Raw genomic sequence first — 17,821 nt, 5'->3', positions numbered from 1 at the left:
GACACCTCTTATAGTTTGTTTCGTTTCGCTAATTTTGCAATAAAGAACCCATCTGTTTCGGCATAATGCGGTAATATTTCCAAGAAACCCTCCGGAGTAAGTGCTTCTTTTAAGAAACTAGGAGAGACACTTTCAATCATTTCAAGTGATGACACCTCAAACTCTGGATGATTCTTTAGAAACGAAAGCACCTGCAATTGATTTTCTTGTTGAGTCAAGGTACAAGTACTGTAGACTAAATGGCCACCCACTTTAACAAGCGGAGCGACTGCCTCCAGTATCTCCCTTTGGATAACAGATAAGGCTACAATATCCTGGTTAGTCTTATGATACCTTATATCAGGCTTACGCCGCAATAGGCCCATCCCACTACATGGGGCATCGATTAAAACTGCATCAAATTTTTCTGGTTCAAATAGCTTATCTGCTTCCCTTGCATCAGCTATTTGGACAGTGACCCGATCTGACAGGTTCAATCGCTGCAAATTGTCAGTGATTAGGTCCTTTTTAGAGTCAGCAATTTCTGTTGCGAACACATGTCCTTTTGGCACTAATTGTGCAATATGGCTTGTTTTTCCACCAGGAGCTGAGCAAGCATCATAGACAATCGCATCGTCTGTTGTTTTAAGACTCAATGCCACAATTTGTGAACTCTCATCCTGAACCGTAATTAATCCCTGATCGAAATAATAGCTGGTTAACAAACTACTATCTAAGCCAATGATACCCGTTGCGACAATCGTACTTTTTTCGACAGGATAGCCGTCAGCTCGCATGCGGTGAATCATAGCTTCTCTGGAGCTTTTCTCATTTGCTACCCTAAAAGACAATTTGGGATTTGTCTCAAATGAGGACAACATTTTTTTAGTAACCGTCAACCCATACTGGATTCTAAAAAGTTTGATGAGTTTAAGGGGGATACTAAACCGCCTACTCAATCCTTTATCGGTATCATCATATGTGAAGAGTTGCACTCTTGCGTCATCACTTGAGCTATCAGCTTCATCAGTCATACTTTCGCGAATAACGTTCCGCAAAACACCATTGACCAACCCACTCGCTCTTTCTTCACCAACGACCTTCGCCATATTGACCGCTTCATTGACAATGGCATGACTGGGCACTCGTTCCAAAAATACGAGTTGATATAAAGCAATCTCAAGAATCAACCAGACCTTATTCGATAAATTGGTGACATTCAGTAATGGCTTAAGACGATCTCTTAACGCATAATGATGTTTTAATACGCCATAAACGAGAGTCAACAACAGGCGTTTATCAACTGCTTTGAGACTCTCTTTGCCGGTTGCCTCCTTTAGCAACTGGCTAGCTTCTTTTTGCTCATATATTACTTGGTACAAGATCCATAGGGCAAGGTGCCTTGGATCATTGGACCGTAGATTTGTTAAATCATTCGTTTGTTTCATCGAATCTATCCCCAGTCTGCCATTTTTTCCCATGACCGTTCAAATAATCTGCTACAGACATTTTACCTTTTCCAGCAGGTTGCACCTGCTTGAGTTCTAAAGAAGTGTTTCTCCCACAAAGAACAAGCCATCCAGTTGAAGACAATTTAACAAAAGTCCCCGGTCCTACATCAGTCTTTGCATCATTTCCAAGAGCTAGTCGTGTTTGCTCAACGGATAAAGGACTTGCCTCCCAAATCTTGAACCGTTGACCATCTAAGAAGGTGTAGGTTCCAGGAAATGGTCTAAAAGCTCTGATTTTTTGGTCTATTTCTTGAGCTGATCCAGTCCAGTCTATACGTTCCTCTTCCTTTTTGATTGTTGGAGAATAAGAGATATAACGTTCATCTTGCTTAATCTCTGTTATGTTTCCAGCAAATAGATCCTCTAAAAAACCAGTGATTTTTAAGCAAGCTAACTGACTTAATTTATCAAACATACTACCGACATCATCCGTTGGTAAAATGGGGATCCGATATTGCTTGAGGATGTTCCCAGCATCCATTTCTTTCACCATTCGCATAAAAGTAATCCCAGTCTCTTTCTTTCCTTGCCAGATGGCATAATGGACTGGTGCACCACCCCGATACTCTGGAAGAAGAGAAGCATGAACATTCACAGCTCCAAAAGTTGGCGTTTTTAATAGCTTTGATGGTAGGAATTGACCAAACGCTGCGGTTACAATCACATCCGCTTTAAGTGCCATCAGTTGTTCGAGCTCAGTTGATTGAGTAATCTTTTCTGGTTGGTAAACATCTATCCCATGTTTTAGTGCCACTTTCTTTACGGGACTAGGGGTCAAAAGACGTTTCCTACCAACTGGTCGATCAGGTTGCGTCACTGCAGCGACCACATCAAATTGTGACACTAAGGTTTCTAGAATTGGTGCAGAAAATGCTGGTGTTCCCATAAATATGATGCGTTTCATAGCTACATTCCTTCCAAGATTGAGAATTTTTCATTGTTCTTTTACTCATTCACTTAATTGTTTCTTGGTCATTTTTTTAGTTATTTTCTTAGTTAGTCTTTTTCTTGTTTTCTTTTAGTGACTCTGTTAATTATTTCTAGTTGTTCTCTCTATAGTTCATCTTGCCACTATTAGAGCTACAACTACATAAAATTCTGGGGTTCTCGTTCCACTTTGACATAAACATCTTGCTTATTCTTAGCCTGAGTGTCTGAAACGATTTTTTTAAGTACCCCTTCAATACAATCGATTTTTTTATATTTTAGCAATATTTGAAAGTAATATCGGTTATTGATCCTTGCAATTGATTTAGGACTTGGTCCTAGTAAAATCATGTCTTCACTAATGTGTTTTTCGATTTGTGCCTTTAACCGGTAGGAGACCCGCAACGCTTCCTGTTCCAGTGGTGCGCTGATACTCAACAAAGTTGTATAGTAAAATGGCGGATATTTGCCACGATAACGTAATTGCATCTCTCTTTCATAAAAAGTTTCATAATCTTGATTTTTGGCTAATCTAATGGCATAGAAACTAGGATCGTAAGTTTGGATATAAACATCCCCCGGTTTATCTCCACGACCCGCTCGTCCACTCACTTGTGTTAATAGTTGGAATGTTTTCTCAAATGCTCTAAAATCTGGGAGATAAAGACCAGTATCAGCATTAATAACGCCAACTAAGGTCACATTAGGGTAATCAAGTCCTTTTGCAATCATTTGTGTTCCAAGCAATACATCAGTTCTATGGTCAGCAAATTCTTCTAATAAGTGTTGATGTTGGTTTTTCTTTCGTGTTGTATCCCAATCCATCCTAGTCACCCTAATGTCTGGAATTAGCTGTTTTAACTCTCTTTCAATTTGCTGTGTCCCGCTACCGACATACCGCATATCATGGCTTCCACATTGGGGACAAACTTTTTGAACTGGTTCTTGGTGTCCACAATAATGACATTTTAACGAATGATCATCTAAATGAAGTGTCAAAGAAATATCACAATTGGGACACATTGGGACATGACCACAGGAACGGCACATGATATAAGAAGAGAAACCACGGCGATTCAATAAAAGAACAGTCTGCTCTTCTTTTTTGAGGCGGTCTTTAATAGCTTTTAAAAGGGGTTGACTAAAGTGACCCTCACTATCTAGTAAAGCATCACGCATATCAACTAAATGGACTTCAGGAAGACTTTGTTTGGTTGGGCGATGCTTCAATTGTAATAGGTCATACACCTTTTTCTGAGCTCTTGCTCTACTTTCAAGTGATGGTGTCGCACTCCCTAATATAACGGGGGCATCATGATACTGACCTCTTCTAATGGCAATATCTCTTGCATGATAATGAGGCACCTCGCTCTGTTGATAAGAAGACTCATGTTCCTCATCCAAAATAATAATACCAATATAATCTAAAGGAGCGAAGACTGCACTTCGAGCACCAACCACGACAGTTGCTTCTTTTCGTTTGATCTTACGCCACTCATCAAACCGTTCGCCCTTAGACAATCCACTATGTAATACGGCTACTTTTTTACCAAAGCGGGACTGAAATCTGGCTGTCATCTGCGGTGTCAAAGCTATTTCTGGGACCAACATCAAAGCTGTTTTTCCTTTTTTTAGTACCTCTTGGATCCATTGTAAGTAGAGTTCTGTTTTACCACTCCCCGTCACACCTTCTAATAAGAAGACGCGGTGTTCATTGTGCTCAATAGTGGGCAAAACACGATTATATGCCTCTTGCTGCTCGTTGGAAAGAACTAAAGGTCTGGTCAAATGATCGCTTTCTATGGGTTTCATCCGTGAAACTTCACGTTTACTAATCGTTAGCCAGTCTTTCTCCTCACCGCTTTTGAGATCAGCTTGTGTCAAGATAGGATAGTTCTTCAGTAACGCTTCTTTAGTGATTGTCTTTGCAGTTTGAAGAGATAATGCCATCACTAACTCTCGTTGCTTTTTGGCATTGGGACGAAGTGACTCAAAAATGTCTTTATATTGGCTTCTCTTTAAAGATCGTGTAACTAGTGTTTCTGTTTTTACCGTTTTTTTGTCTTTAACGATTGTAGTCAAAAGAACTTTGTTGTCTTTTTTTAAAGCTAGCAAAGTCTTGAGCGAATTTGTTTGTTGCGCATCTTGCCAAGTCATTGGTAAATGGATATTTAACTCTTTAACTGGCTCATTATGCCATTCAAAAACACGGTCATAGCTAGATTTAAGTGCATTTGGCAACATGGTCTCATAACACTGAGTCATAAAAGCGAAATAATGATCTGCCATAAAACGACCTAACTGGATTAACTCCTCACTAAGGCTCGGTTCACTATCCATTGGGTACAGAATCTCTTTTAAGGTTTGCTCTTTTTCAGATTGAGCTTTTAATCGAACCACGAAACCCTGAACTTTACGCGGCCCAAAGGGGACAATTACCCGGCTTCCTAAGGCAATCGTATCACTATATTCGGGTGGTATGAGATAATCAAATGGCCGATTGACCTGTCTTGCTTTAACATCTACAATAACTTCAGCTATTTCAGCCATTTCTATTTTACCTCCTACATTAACAAATAGAAAAAAAGAGGTAGACCTTAGCGCCTGCCTCTTTCATTCAACATCACTTACTCATCTTTTGGAATCGTATCTTTTCGAATCTCTAACAAGCCGCTTGCAACTTCTTCTAAAGCCTTCCCGACTGGTTTTACTGATCGATAGTCATCTAACATTGGCATGCTATGCTCTTGTAAATCATGTGCTCTTTTACTAGCAATAGCAACTAATGAATATTTAGAATCAATCTTGGTCAACAATTTGTCAATTGAGGGATATAACATCATTTGCTTTCAAACTCTCCTTTGATTAATTCACTCATTACACGGTTCACTCTTAGATGTTCACTCTTTATAATAGCTTCAATCGCTTTAACAGCATTTTCGACTGTATCATTCACTACTGCATAATCATAATAGGTCATTAACTTGAGCTCTTGCCGTGCTTTAAGCATTCTTTTTTCTATAATCTCTTTTTGGTCTGTGCCACGGTGGACGATGCGAGAATGGAGTTCTGTCAAATCTGGTGGCGTCAAGAAAATAAAGATACCTTCTGGCATCCGTTCTTTGACTTGAAGCGCGCCTTGTACTTCTATCTCCAAAAAAACATCATTACCTTTAGATAACATCTCTTCGACACAATCAAGGGGCGTGCCATAGTAATTACCCACGTATTCAGCATACTCCAATAACTTGTCTGCATCAATCATGGCTTCAAACTCTTCGCGAGATTTAAAAAAATAATCTACTCCATCTACTTCACCATGGCGTTTTTGCCGAGTCGTTGCGGAAATAGAATAAATGAAATTAGGATGATCACGTTTAAATATGGCTGCCCTGACAGTACCTTTTCCTACCCCAGATGGGCCAGATAAAACGATGAGTAAACCTCTTTTAGTCATGGATGACGTTACGCAACCTTTCTGCCTAAATTAATAGTACCATTCTATCACAAAACTGGACCAAAAACCTAATTACTTTTATTCCCGTTAAGAAAACTAGTTAGCTAACACTATTTTTTCAGGCCATCAGGTAGATTCGGATTCTGTCAAATCATTGACCTTCATGATTCGAATCAAATGACCTCTTTCCTCTTCAGTCAACTTCATCTCAATGAATGCAATGGTTTCGTTTAGTTGAGGTATCGCATGATATTCGAGTGCGTTGACACGCCTTCTCGTTCGTTCAATCTCCTTACCAAGCAATTGACATTTTTTTCGATTTCAGCTAATTTCAACATCGGATCCATAGCTTCTTTCAAGATGAGCAAGGATTCATCGATTTCAATATTGGAATTCAAATACCCATACGACCATGGTGACAAAATCCGCCTTTTTCTCCTTTAATATCTCGTTATAGCGCGACTCCACTTGAAATTCTTTTTCTCTTAAGTGAGCTTTATAACGGTCTAAATTATGTTTCTCTTTATCAGCGATTGTTTGGTGATGAACTTGTAAGGATTGATCTGCCTTCCTACGATAGTCTTCCACTAATTGACGATTGGACTCCTTTAAATTGTGAATGTCATCATTGAATGATGACTCTATATTTTTGATGGACTGCTCCATATCATCAATAGCAGCCATGATCTTTTCATCCATTATATGCCTCCCACCTTATAGAACTATTTGTTTCGACAAGACTAGTATGACGTAATTTGTTACCTATTCAAAACATCTTGCAAGAAAAGAGGCAATAAATTTTATATTTAGGTCTAATCAGCGCATTTAATGTGATGAACATCACTTAAACATCACGGCGAACAACTAACATGCTTGCATAATCATAACAAGCACTCGGTATTTTTAGCTAAATTTTAACTAAATTGATGACAGAATCTAGCAAAAAAGGCATCAGACGTATTTTTTATTTTTTTTTGACTTTATTCGTGATTTAAACTTGCTTTAAAGAACGTTTGTTCGTATAATGTAAATACAAACAAATGTTCGGGGGTAAGAAACCATGGAGCAACTAAAAATAACCGATATACCAACACAAAAAACCTTAAAAGATATTATTATGCCACTTCACTTGGTCATCAAACGCATTAACAACGCTTGGGAAAGCGACCTTCCAGTAAAGGTGATTGCCGAATTCAAAGACTCAAAAGGTTTCGTTTACCAATCAGTCATCAGAGGTAGAGTAAAGTCTAGTGTGCGATACGACCGAACGACTATAATAGAAGATTTGGATACCCGTGTGGAATATATTATTTCGCTTGATCAACTGTTACAAGTCCATTAATCAATCTCTTTATAAACCATTTTTTCAACTATATAGCCATGATATCTATGCCAATAACACTAATTGAAACAGTCGTCTACGCCAAAAATTAGATTTGGCAAATGACGATTAATTAATAGAAAAAATAAAAGAAGCATTGCTACTCATGATTGATCTACAATCATCAGTAGTAATGCTTCTATATTTGTTGTTATTATAGGCTTTTAATGGTTTTATTCTTTATAATATTGGTGAAAATAGTCTGGAGAAATTTTGCTTAAACTTACGCCAGTGAGACTGTTGCTTAAAATAGTAGTGGTCAGCAATACGGCAATACCTACTATCGCGGATAAAAACATTAGCTAACTCTTTGGTCACCTTTAAATCATAGATAAAAGTGTTGACTTCAAAATTAAGTTTAAAGCTTCTAACATCAAAATTAGAAGTCCCAACTGTAGCGATTTCACCATCAACCACCATCATTTTACTGTGTAAAAACCCATGCGTATAAATGTAAATTGTTGCACCGGTTTCTTCTATCAACTTAGCATAGTATTCAGTTGCTCGATAAACGATAGGATGATCCGGCTTACAAGGAATCATGATACGAACATCAATTCCAGAATAAATGGCAATCCTTAGAGCCTCTAACAAGGATTCATCAGGAATAAAGTATGGTGTTTGGATATAGATATATTTACGGGCCATTGCAATCATTTTAATCAGACCCATTTTGATTTGTTGTTTTTCAGACTCCGGTCCACTAGTAACAATCTGCATGGTACTATTTCCTATTGGTTTAGCAATTGGAAAATACCGTTTCTGATAGTCCCTTTTGTCTTGGTGAGAAGCTACAGCATTCCAATCAATAAAAAAACGACTTTGAAGCGATAAAACACTATTCCCTTCTATTCTTAAATGAGTATCCCTCCAATAACCCAATTTTCCTATTCCCAGATACTCATTTCCAACATTAAATCCTCCTACATAACCAATTTTTCCATCTATCACTACTATTTTTCTGTGATTACGATGGTTTAAATGAAAGTTGATTAAAGGAATTTTTGACCCAAAAAAAGCAATGGACCTACCACCAGCTTTATGGAGCTCGTCAAAAGATTTATCTTTTGTTTTAGCTGAACCCCATGCATCATATAATACCAAAACCTCGATACCAGCTTTTGCACGTTCTGTTAGAATGCTGAGGATATCCTCCCCCAAGCTATCATCGCGAAAAATATAGTAGAGCATGTGAATATGATCCTTGGCTTGCTTTAAATCTTCTTTTAGGGCTTGAAATTTTGTTTTACCATCGTAAAAAAACTTGATTTTATTATGTTCAGTTAATATAGACTCATCACTTTGTAAAAACAAAGTAGCTAGATCTTGTAAATAAATATTCCCATTAAATTGATCTAGAGCCCTATCGTCAGTTAGCAATGCCTGTTGAACATCGACTAACTCTTCCATCCCTAAAGCTTTTTGAGACTTCATGTCAAAAATTCTTGTTTTGGTCATTTTTCGGCCAAAGAAGAAGTAGAGGACTAACCCAAAAACCGGAAATAGGATCAAAACTAAGAGCCAAGCCCAAGTTGCAGCAATATCTCGAGGCTGCCTAAATATGGTAATGATCGAGACGACTGTACTGATCACGGTTAAAATAAGAAAAATCTGTTGTATCGTATCCCACATATTACACCCCGATTTTTTAATTGACAGTTTTAGTGTTTCTGAGTGATTCTCAGTGATTTCCAGCAATTCTAAGTGATTTAAAATTAGAAAAGAATGCATTTATCATTATGCCTTATTCTATCTAACTCAGTGTAACACTAGCAAGTACTAACCCCAATAGATTTAGACGTAAAAATAACTTTAGGGGCACAAAAAACCATGATTACATGCTAGCTTAGCTATATAATCATGGCTCACAGGTCACTTTCAACAAGCACACTCTAGAAACAACCTATTGAGGTCCTCACTGATAAGTCCCTAAATTTTATCATTTCTAAAGCTGTAGTTTTTACTGTTTATCATTTTCTAAAGCCTATCGTGACTACTGTTTATCATTTATTTTAGTTTATACAACTATGAAATAACCACAAAACAACCAATCTAGTCATTCAATAAGCTGGATCTTTCTCTTCTCGACAAATGTCTCGTAAATCTCGGAATCAGTCCTGTTGGCCACCATTTGATCATTACAACGAAAATAATGGCTCCTATTAACCATGTGAACAACGTGCCTAAGAAAACACTTCCCCAGCTAGTAGCTACGACATTTAAGGTATGTTGCAAGGTATTCGCCAAATCTGCATTTGATGTAGCTAGTCCTGCAATAATGCTTATTAATAGAGAGGATAAAAACGTCCCCGTCATCACATTTAAAATAGTGGAAGTGGTTTTACGATTAAATAACGTTCGAATCGTAAATTTGGAGAAGAAGCCTGGAATAGCCCCAGAAATGAGTAGCAAAAACACAACAAGCAACAATGAAACAATATCGCTACTCCACTCCCCATGAGCAGTTACAACCACCACACTACATATGAGTGCCAGAATGACAGTTGGTAACACACCCCTCCGAAAGCTATACCACCACAACGGAATAACCATTGTAAACAATCCTAGTGTTGTAGTAGGACTTGGTACGAAACTCAACGCAACTACTAACACTAGAACTGTCATTATTTCAATCAATAATTCTGTATTTTTAGACATTTTTAGTTAACTCACCTTACTTTTTATAATTGGACGCTTCCATAATGATTGGTAATACAACAGGGCGGCGTTTTGTTTCTTCAAACAGATAGCGACTAAGTGCTTCACGAACTTGTTGCTTTAATTCTGACCAATCAAAATTAGGTTGTGACAGATAATCAGTAACCACTTTTGTCACAATCTCTTGACTCTCTTCCAGAAGGTCACCACTTGTTTTCATATATATAAAGCCACGTGAAATAATCTCAGGCCCTGAAAGAATTGTTTTTAATCTTCTAGAAATCGTCAAAACGGCTACAAAGACACCATCCTCAGACAATATCTTACGGTCTTTTAAGACAATATTCCCAATATCACCAACGCCTGATCCGTCAACTAACACGTTTCCTGCTGGAACCTGTCCAGTCAACCTCATACGCCCTTTATCAAAGGAAATAATGTCACCATTACTTGGAATATAAGAATGTTTTAGGTCAATGCCAACCTCTTTCGCAAGTTGGGAATGGGCGAGTAATTTACTATACTCACCTTGTACAGGAATAAAGTATTTTGGTTTTAATAAATTAATCATCAGTTTAAGCTCATTAGGCGTTCCGTGTCCTGATGTTTTGATACCATCTGACAATTCAGCAACTTCGGCTTCTGCACGATAAATCATATCTTTTGTTCGAGCTAACCATGTTTCCATCGCCACTGAAGGTGTTGTTGCTAAGAAAACAAGATCATCTGGTTTCAAATTGATTTCCCGATGACGACCCTTAGCCATCAATTGAAGTGACTTGATAGGTTCACCCATTGCCCCTGTTTCAAGGACTACCAACTCGTTATCTGGAATTGATTTTAGTTGCTTTGCGTTAACAATCAGATCTTTACTAGGAATAGTGATTTTATCTAAGCGAAGTGCTTGGTCAATAATTCGTTCGAGCTTGTCACCTGTTAAAAATATTTTTTTGTTAGTCGCATAGGCCGCATTTAATACCTGTTGTATTCTTTGAATATTGCTCGCAACAGCAGCTACGATTACGCGTCCAGGAGCATTCAAAAGAATATCTTGTAATTCCTCAGAAATCGCCCGTTCACTTGAATTTTCAACAGGACTCTCAGCTTCTCTAGAGTCGCTCAACAGAGCTAAAACTCCAGTTTCTCCGACATCCGTCAATCGACCAAACTCTGTTTGGTATCTTTTATCAGCAGATTGATCTAATTTGAAATCTCCTGTATAAACAATGGCACCATCTTCAGTATTAACAGCCACCGCCACAGAATCTGGAACCGAGTGAGTCGTTTTGATGAAACTAATCGTCACGCCATTCTTAAATTCAATTTCCATATCTGGATCAATGATGTGATAGTCGTTAAATGCGACATCAACATGTGCATCCTCAACAAACAATTTTGCCAGCTCAATAGTTAATTCAGTTCCAAATACCGGTACTTGTACCTTCTCTAAAAGGTATGGCAAAGCACCTACAGCATCCGCATGCCCATGTGTTAAGAAGATACCTTCAATGCGGTTTTTATTCTCTTCTAAGTAGGTGAAATCTGGAATGACAACATCGATTCCTAATAATGCATCATCTGGATAAACTAATCCACAATCCAATACAAAAATAGAATTATCTACCTCTACTACAAAACAACTTTTTCCAATTTCTCGTACACCACCAAGTGGTATTACTTTAATTTGACTCATTCAAAAATCTCCTTGTTTTCTCAATTATTCTGGCTTATTTAACCTTTATTTATTTGGCACTTTTTTCGTTCTACTTGTCTCATATTCATACTATTCTTTAGATTTCTTCTGATATTTTTCTTTAAGCTGTTTGACACACTTAAATTGCAGACAGCCTTTTATAAGCCATCGTTTGTAAACTGTTTTTATAAGCTGCATTTTATGAACTGTTTTTATGATCTTCTTTTATGACCTTTTCTATGAACTGTTTTTATGACCTGTTTTTATGATCTTTGTTTATGAGCAATCTCTAAAACAGTCTCTAATAAATAATCTAAAGTACAGTTTAAACACAGACCGAATATAGTCCAAAAATCTGATAATAATAAAAATTAGCACACTAAATAATTGACTATTTTTTGTTACTTGAAACGATTAAGTTTTTGGGTTTAATACACTAGTTGACATATAGTGCGTCATACTATGATTTTCCACATCATATGTATACAGATTTTAGTAATATCATTCTATGGAATGACTCTAATTTGATCAAACTTGACATCGCTATATTGATTATAACACAGAAAGCGACTGAACAAGAATGTTCAGTCGCTTTTAAGGTATATCAATTTTCTAAGTCATGACTCATTAAACATCACTAGTTTTATCTATGACGTATGTTCGCTAAAGAGTAATGTTCTGGCAATGATCGTTCTTCTAGTAGAGATTAATAGTAGAGATTAATCTTCTAGAATTTTGTGAGATAAGTTAATACGATTGCGATTGTCAATTTCAACAACCTTGACACTTAACTCATCACCAATATGAACTACATCTTCTACATTAGCCACACGTTCTTTACGCAATTGAGAGATATGGACTAAGCCATCTTTTCCAGGTGCTATTTCGACGAAAGCACCAAATTTCTCAATTCGTTTTACGGTACCATTGAAAACTTGTCCAACTTCAATATCACGCGTCAAATCTTCAATAATTGTTTTGGCTCTATCAATCATCTCTTTATCGGTTGAAGCTATGGACACATTACCTTCTTCATCGATATCAATCTTAACACCAGTTTCATCGATAATCTTGTTGATGGTTTCACCACCACGACCAATTACCACTTTGATTTTTTCAGGTTTAATCGTGATCAATTCAATTTTTGGCGCATATTGACTCAATTCATGACGTGGCGCAGCTAATGTAGTACTGAGGTGATGTAAAATCTCAAAACGTGCTTTTTTAGCTTGCGTCAAGGCTTCTTCAAGAATCTGTCTAGTAATACCCTTGATTTTAATATCCATTTGTAGAGCAGTAATACCATCTTTTGTTCCGGCAACTTTAAAGTCCATATCACCTAAGTGATCTTCTAGTCCTTGGATATCAGTCAATATTGTGTAATCCTCGCCACTCTTAACTAATCCCATTGCTATCCCTGCAACAGGAGCTTTGATTGGCACCCCAGCATCCATTAGGGCCAAAGTCCCCGCACAAATACTAGCTTGAGAAGATGAACCGTTTGATTCTAAAACCTCTGATACTAATCGAATGGTATATGGAAAATGTTCAGGACTTGGAATGACTTGCTTCAATGCTCTTTCGCCCAAAGCTCCGTGCCCGATTTCTCGTCTTCCAGGACTCCCAGCACGGCCAGTGCTACCAACAGAAAATTGAGGGAAGTTATAATGATGTATAAATCTTTTCCCTTCTTCATGTCCCAGACCATCGATTACTTGATACTCCCCTAACGGTGCTAACGTCGCTACTGTTAGAACTTGAGTCTGGCCTCTTGTAAATAGCCCTGAACCATGTGTCCTTGGTAAAACTCCAACCTCTGAACTCAATGGTCTTATTTCATCAACCTTACGCCCATCAGGTCTCACTTTATCTTGAGTGATCAACCGTCTAACTTCGTCTTTTTCTAGGACATTGACGATCTCTTTGACCTCTCTTAATACATGGTTTAGATTTTCAGCTGATTGATATTTTTCTTCATAATCAGCTAAGGCATCTTTTTTGACTTGTTCAATGTTTTCTTCACGTTCTAACTTATCAAATGTTTGAATAGCTTCGATCATGGCTTGCTTGTAATCAGCAGAGACAATAGCTTCTAATTCAGGATCAAGTTGCAACAAATCAACCGTCATTTTTTCTTTGCCGACTTCTTCGACGATTTTATCTTGGAAGGCACATAATTCCTTGATGACATCATGGCCAAACATCAAAGCAGACAACATGTCTTCTTCAGATGCTTCTTTAGCTGAACTCTCCACCATATTAATGGCTTCACTTGTACCTGCAACTGTCAGTTCGATATCCGACTCTTCTTCTTCAGCAACAGTTGGGTTGATAACGAACTTACCATCAACACGACCAACATTAACTCCCGCGATTGGCGCATCAAATGGAATATCGGATATGCCCAAAGCTAAGGAAGACCCAAACATAGCAGCAATCTCTGGGGAACAATCTTGATCTACAGACAAGACGGTATTTGTGATTTGCACTTCATTACGGTACCCTTCAGGAAACATTGGACGAATCGGACGATCTATTAAACGAGCCGTTAAAGTCGCCCGTTCACTAGGTCTACCCTCTCTTTTGATGAATCCTCCAGGAATTTTCCCTGCGGCATACATCTTTTCGTTATAGTTAACTGTTAGCGGAAAGAAATCTGCTCCACTTGACTCTTTGGATCCCACCGCTGCGGTCAAAACAACCGTGTCTCCATAACGAACTAGCACAGCTCCGTTAGCTTGCTTAGCCAATTGCCCAATTTCGACTTGTAATAAACGTCCTCCAAGTTGAAAGCGATAAACTTGTTTTTCTGACATCTTTTTTCTCCTTTTCAGACCGTTGACTACTAAACAAAAGACAACCTTACTTGAGACAACCTTACTTGCTGACTTTATTACTTTTTCATCTCTTTATCTCTATAAAGGTTTCTCTATAAACTTTTCTCTATAAAGTTTTCACTATAAGGGTTTTTATAAAGTTTTTATAAAGCTCTCTTTTATTTAGTAGAATAGCAACGGTCAATTAAATTTTGTAACCATTCCGACAACTGCGTATAAGTCAATGAATACGCTTAACTTACCTACCATAATGATAACATTCTCTTCAAAAAAAGCGAGACCCAATGATTAGGATCTCGCAAGATTAAAACGTTTTGATTAACGACGTAATCCGAGACGTTTCACAAGTTCACGATAACGTGGAACATCGTTAGCACGTAAATAAGCTAATAAGTTACGACGATGCCCGATTTTCTTCATCAAACCACGGTATGAATGAAAATCTTTCTTATGAATACGGATGTGTTCATTCAACGCATTGATATCAGCAGTCAAAACTGCGATTTGTACTTCTGGAGATCCAGTATCTCCTTCGTGTGTCGCGAATTCAGCGATGATTTCATTTTTGCGTTCTTTTGAAATTGCCATATTGATTCACCTCTCTTTGTATAGTCACCATGATCAGAGTTTGCCGTCGGTGAAACAAACAACTACGACCAAAGTCTGTGCTCTAAGCACTTTAATGATTTTACACGATATATGATTTAAAATCAAGTAACAATACTTATTAATAAAACTGTTATGCATGAGTTATTATTCAGTTGCTGTTCAGTTACCATTCAGTTATTAAACAGAAATTAAACTACTACCAATCATAATCATCAGCCAGATTAATCTTGAAAAGACTACAATCGAAAATGAGATTTCAACTCTAAAATGATATCTCTCATCTCAGCTGCCTTCTCAAAATTCAAATTCTTAGCGGCTGCTCTCATATCAAGCTCCAATAATTCGATAGCTTCTCTTCTTTGAGGAACTGTCATCTGTTCGTATTGATCCGTCAGATTAAGCGGTTTGTCGCCTTCCATTGCTGGATGAGAAATAGAAATCAAGTCTCTAATTTCTTTTTTGATTGTGGTTGGTGTAATATGATGTTCCTCATTGTAAGCGAGTTGGACTTCACGTCGGCGATAAGTCTCATCTATAGCAGATTGCATTGAATCTGTTACATGGTCTGCATACATAATGACACGGCCAAATTCATTTCTAGCTGCTCTACCAATTGTTTGGACAAGTGACCGTTCACTTCTTAAGAAACCTTCTTTATCAGCATCTAAAATTGCCACTAAAGACACCTCAGGAACATCTAACCCTTCTCTCAACAAGTTGATACCAACTAGCACATCAAACTCGCCTAAGCGTAAATCACGAATGATTTCAGTCCGTTCAAGCGTCTTGATATCACTATGGAGATATTTGACCTTTATACCAGCTTCTTCTAAATAATCCGTTAAATCTTCTGACATTTTTTTCGTCAATGTGGTTATGAAAACACGCTCGTTCTTTTCAGTACGCTTGTTGATTTCACTAATCAAATCATCAATCTGGCCTTTGATAGGTCTCACTTCTATTTCCGGATCTAATAACCCAGTTGGCCTGATGATTTGCTCAACGACTTCCTTCGTTTGATTCAGTTCATAATCACCTGGTGTAGCTGAAATATACATGATCTGTGGCACGTGCTTTTCAAACTCTTCTAACCTTAATGGCCGGTTATCTAGAGCGCTTGGTAAACGAAAACCATAATCGATCAATCGTTGCTTCCGTGAACGGTCACCATTATACATTCCTCTTATCTGTGACATCGTAATATGCGATTCATCAATCACGAATAAAGAATCCTTTGGAAAGAAATCGAGTAAAGTATAAGGTGGTTGTCCTTCTTTACGACCATCCATATGCCTTGAATAATTCTCGATACCATTACAATAACCCATTTCAAGCAGCATTTCGATATCGTAATTCGTCCGTTGCTCCAACCGTTGCGCTTCGAGTAATTTATTCTGGTCATTTAATTCCTTTAAACGACCGGCTAGTTCTTCTTTTATCGTCCGAACTGCTTTTTGGATCGTATCTTCATTAGCAACAAAGTGAGTTGCTGGAAATATCGGAAAATGTTCGACATCATTCTTGACTTCTCCGGTCAGGACATCGACCTCTCGTATCCGATCAATCTCATCACCAAAAAATTCAACTCGTATTGCCGAACTATCTCGACTGGCTAGAAAGACTTCAACAACATCTCCCCTTACCCTAAAGGTACTCCGTCTAAAATCAATATCATTGCGTTCAAATTGCATATCTACTAGTCGTCTCAAAAACTCGTCACGAGAAATAATTTGCCCTTGTCTAATAGACAAAACATGCTCAGCATAATCTTTTGGATTGACCAATCCATATATACAAGAGACTGAGGCAACTACTATAACGTCTCTTCTCTCTAGCAATGCACTCGTAGCGCTATGGCGTAACTTATCGATCTCATCATTTACAGATGCATCTTTTTCGATATAGGTATCGCTACTTGGAACATACGCTTCTGGTTGGTAGTAGTCATAATAACTCACAAAATACTCAACCGCATTTTCAGGAAAAAACTCCTTCAACTCACCATACAATTGACCAGCCAAAGTTTTATTATGAGCTAAAACTAATGTTGGTTTTTGAACCTGTTGAATCACGTTTGCTGCTGTAAAAGTCTTACCAGTACCCGTTGCCCCGAGTAAGGTCTGAGCTTTCTTTCCTTCGTTAAGACCCTCGACCAACTCTTTGATCGCGGTTGGTTGATCTCCTTCAGGCTTATACTTTGATTTTAATTTAAATTCCATCAACCTCTCCCTTTCTATACTTAAATGACCACATCTATCACTGAGCTATATATTATCTACCACCTGACCTAAATATTATCTATTTCTAATCAGTCAATGACTAGTCACAAGAACGTACGTTCGCTTCTTTAGATTATAAGCGTTTTGTTCGCCATAAACAAGTTTAACACCCACCTAGGGCCTCACTTTAAACAGTCGAACTGTTGCAATTCATAAAAATCTCGGATATAATAAGAAACGTTCGAATTCTCTGTGAGAGTAATATAGACAAGGAAAGTGAGGTGCTCCCATGCCTAACATTGCATCAGCTATTAAACGAGTTAAAACTAATGGAAAGTCTAACTTAAGAAATAACGCTCAAAAATCTGCATTACGTAATTCAGTAAAACGTTTCGAAACTGCAGTTGCTAACGGCGAAGAAAATACTGTTGAATTATTGAAAGAAGCTCAAAAGGCTATCGACAGCGCAGCTAGTAAGGGGCTTATTCATAAAAATAAAGCCAACCGTGATAAAGCACGTTTAGCTTCAAAACTTAAATAATAAGCCAAA

The 17,821-nt window shown here is 37.8% G+C and carries 16 protein-coding genes; 2 read left to right on the top strand and 14 right to left on the bottom strand.

The annotated features are described in order from the left end of the window. Positions 1 to 8: 8 nt before the first annotated feature. From rsmB to H541_RS0103780, 8 genes are all read right to left on the bottom strand, one after another. Complete coding sequence (gene rsmB / locus H541_RS11480; RefSeq protein WP_022796019.1) at positions 9 to 1,427, bottom strand: 16S rRNA (cytosine(967)-C(5))-methyltransferase RsmB; 1,419 nt, start codon at positions 1,425 to 1,427, stop codon at positions 9 to 11. Next, entirely contained in the window at positions 1,411 to 2,394 is a 984-nt protein-coding gene (gene fmt, locus H541_RS0103800) for a methionyl-tRNA formyltransferase (RefSeq protein ID WP_022796018.1), read from the bottom strand. Before fmt ends, rsmB begins: the two co-directional genes overlap by 17 nt. Positions 2,395 to 2,576: 182 nt before the next feature. Then, a complete protein-coding gene (gene priA / locus H541_RS0103795) occupies positions 2,577 to 4,967 on the bottom strand; it encodes a primosomal protein N' (RefSeq protein ID WP_022796017.1) in 2,391 nt (796 codons plus the stop codon). Between the two features lie 77 nt (positions 4,968 to 5,044). Then, the gene (gene rpoZ / locus H541_RS0103790) at positions 5,045 to 5,260 is read right to left on the bottom strand and encodes a DNA-directed RNA polymerase subunit omega (RefSeq protein WP_022796016.1); all 216 of its coding nucleotides are present in this window, start codon (positions 5,258 to 5,260) and stop codon (positions 5,045 to 5,047) included. Next, positions 5,257 to 5,874 carry a guanylate kinase gene (gene gmk / locus H541_RS0103785; protein WP_022796015.1) on the bottom strand — a complete coding sequence of 206 codons (618 nt, stop codon included), beginning with the start codon at positions 5,872 to 5,874 and terminating at the stop codon, positions 5,257 to 5,259. Before gmk ends, rpoZ begins: the two co-directional genes overlap by 4 nt. Before the next feature lie 126 nt (positions 5,875 to 6,000). Next, positions 6,001 to 6,177: a V-type ATP synthase subunit D gene (locus H541_RS12910; RefSeq protein WP_240470892.1), complete on the bottom strand. Its 177-nt coding sequence runs from the start codon at positions 6,175 to 6,177 to the stop codon at positions 6,001 to 6,003. Next, complete coding sequence (locus tag H541_RS13595; RefSeq protein WP_240470894.1) at positions 6,105 to 6,296, bottom strand: hypothetical protein; 192 nt, start codon at positions 6,294 to 6,296, stop codon at positions 6,105 to 6,107. Before H541_RS13595 ends, H541_RS12910 begins: the two co-directional genes overlap by 73 nt. After that, positions 6,256 to 6,573, bottom strand: a complete 318-nt coding sequence (locus tag H541_RS0103780; RefSeq protein ID WP_022796014.1) for a hypothetical protein — start codon at positions 6,571 to 6,573, stop codon at positions 6,256 to 6,258. Before H541_RS0103780 ends, H541_RS13595 begins: the two co-directional genes overlap by 41 nt. A 361-nt stretch (positions 6,574 to 6,934) precedes the next feature. Here H541_RS0103780 and H541_RS0103775 point away from each other — a divergent pair, with 361 nt between their 5' ends. Beyond that, positions 6,935 to 7,216, top strand: coding sequence for a hypothetical protein (locus H541_RS0103775; protein ID WP_022796013.1), 282 nt, complete (start codon positions 6,935 to 6,937; stop codon positions 7,214 to 7,216). A gap of 219 nt (positions 7,217 to 7,435) precedes the next feature. On the opposite strand, the gene cls is transcribed toward H541_RS0103775, so the two are convergent. From cls to uvrB, 6 genes are all read right to left on the bottom strand, one after another. Continuing rightward, entirely contained in the window at positions 7,436 to 8,887 is a 1,452-nt protein-coding gene (gene cls, locus H541_RS0103770; protein ID WP_022796012.1) for a cardiolipin synthase, read from the bottom strand. Between the two features lie 420 nt (positions 8,888 to 9,307). Continuing rightward, entirely contained in the window at positions 9,308 to 9,913 is a 606-nt protein-coding gene (locus H541_RS0103765; protein ID WP_022796011.1) for a hypothetical protein, read from the bottom strand. A gap of 16 nt (positions 9,914 to 9,929) precedes the next feature. Then, positions 9,930 to 11,606 carry a ribonuclease J gene (locus H541_RS0103760; protein WP_022796010.1) on the bottom strand — a complete coding sequence of 559 codons (1,677 nt, stop codon included), beginning with the start codon at positions 11,604 to 11,606 and terminating at the stop codon, positions 9,930 to 9,932. 719 nt (positions 11,607 to 12,325) lie between these two features. Next, the gene (gene pnp / locus H541_RS0103755; protein WP_022796009.1) at positions 12,326 to 14,422 is read right to left on the bottom strand and encodes a polyribonucleotide nucleotidyltransferase; all 2,097 of its coding nucleotides are present in this window, start codon (positions 14,420 to 14,422) and stop codon (positions 12,326 to 12,328) included. 339 nt (positions 14,423 to 14,761) lie between these two features. Further along, positions 14,762 to 15,031 carry a 30S ribosomal protein S15 gene (gene rpsO, locus H541_RS0103750; protein WP_022796008.1) on the bottom strand — a complete coding sequence of 90 codons (270 nt, stop codon included), beginning with the start codon at positions 15,029 to 15,031 and terminating at the stop codon, positions 14,762 to 14,764. Positions 15,032 to 15,288: 257 nt separating this feature from the next. Next, positions 15,289 to 17,271, bottom strand: coding sequence for an excinuclease ABC subunit UvrB (gene uvrB / locus H541_RS0103745; RefSeq protein WP_022796007.1), 1,983 nt, complete (start codon positions 17,269 to 17,271; stop codon positions 15,289 to 15,291). A 289-nt stretch (positions 17,272 to 17,560) separates the two neighbouring features. Between uvrB and rpsT the strand changes: the two genes are divergently transcribed. Continuing rightward, positions 17,561 to 17,812 carry a 30S ribosomal protein S20 gene (gene rpsT, locus H541_RS0103740; protein WP_022796006.1) on the top strand — a complete coding sequence of 84 codons (252 nt, stop codon included), beginning with the start codon at positions 17,561 to 17,563 and terminating at the stop codon, positions 17,810 to 17,812. The last annotated feature ends 9 nt before the right edge of the window (positions 17,813 to 17,821 follow it).

The organism is Bavariicoccus seileri WCC 4188 (genome assembly GCF_000421665.1).
Taxonomy (GTDB): domain Bacteria; phylum Bacillota; class Bacilli; order Lactobacillales; family Aerococcaceae; genus Bavariicoccus; species Bavariicoccus seileri.
Note: the sequence above shows the minus strand (reverse complement) of the source record. Positions and strands in the feature narration are given on the sequence as shown.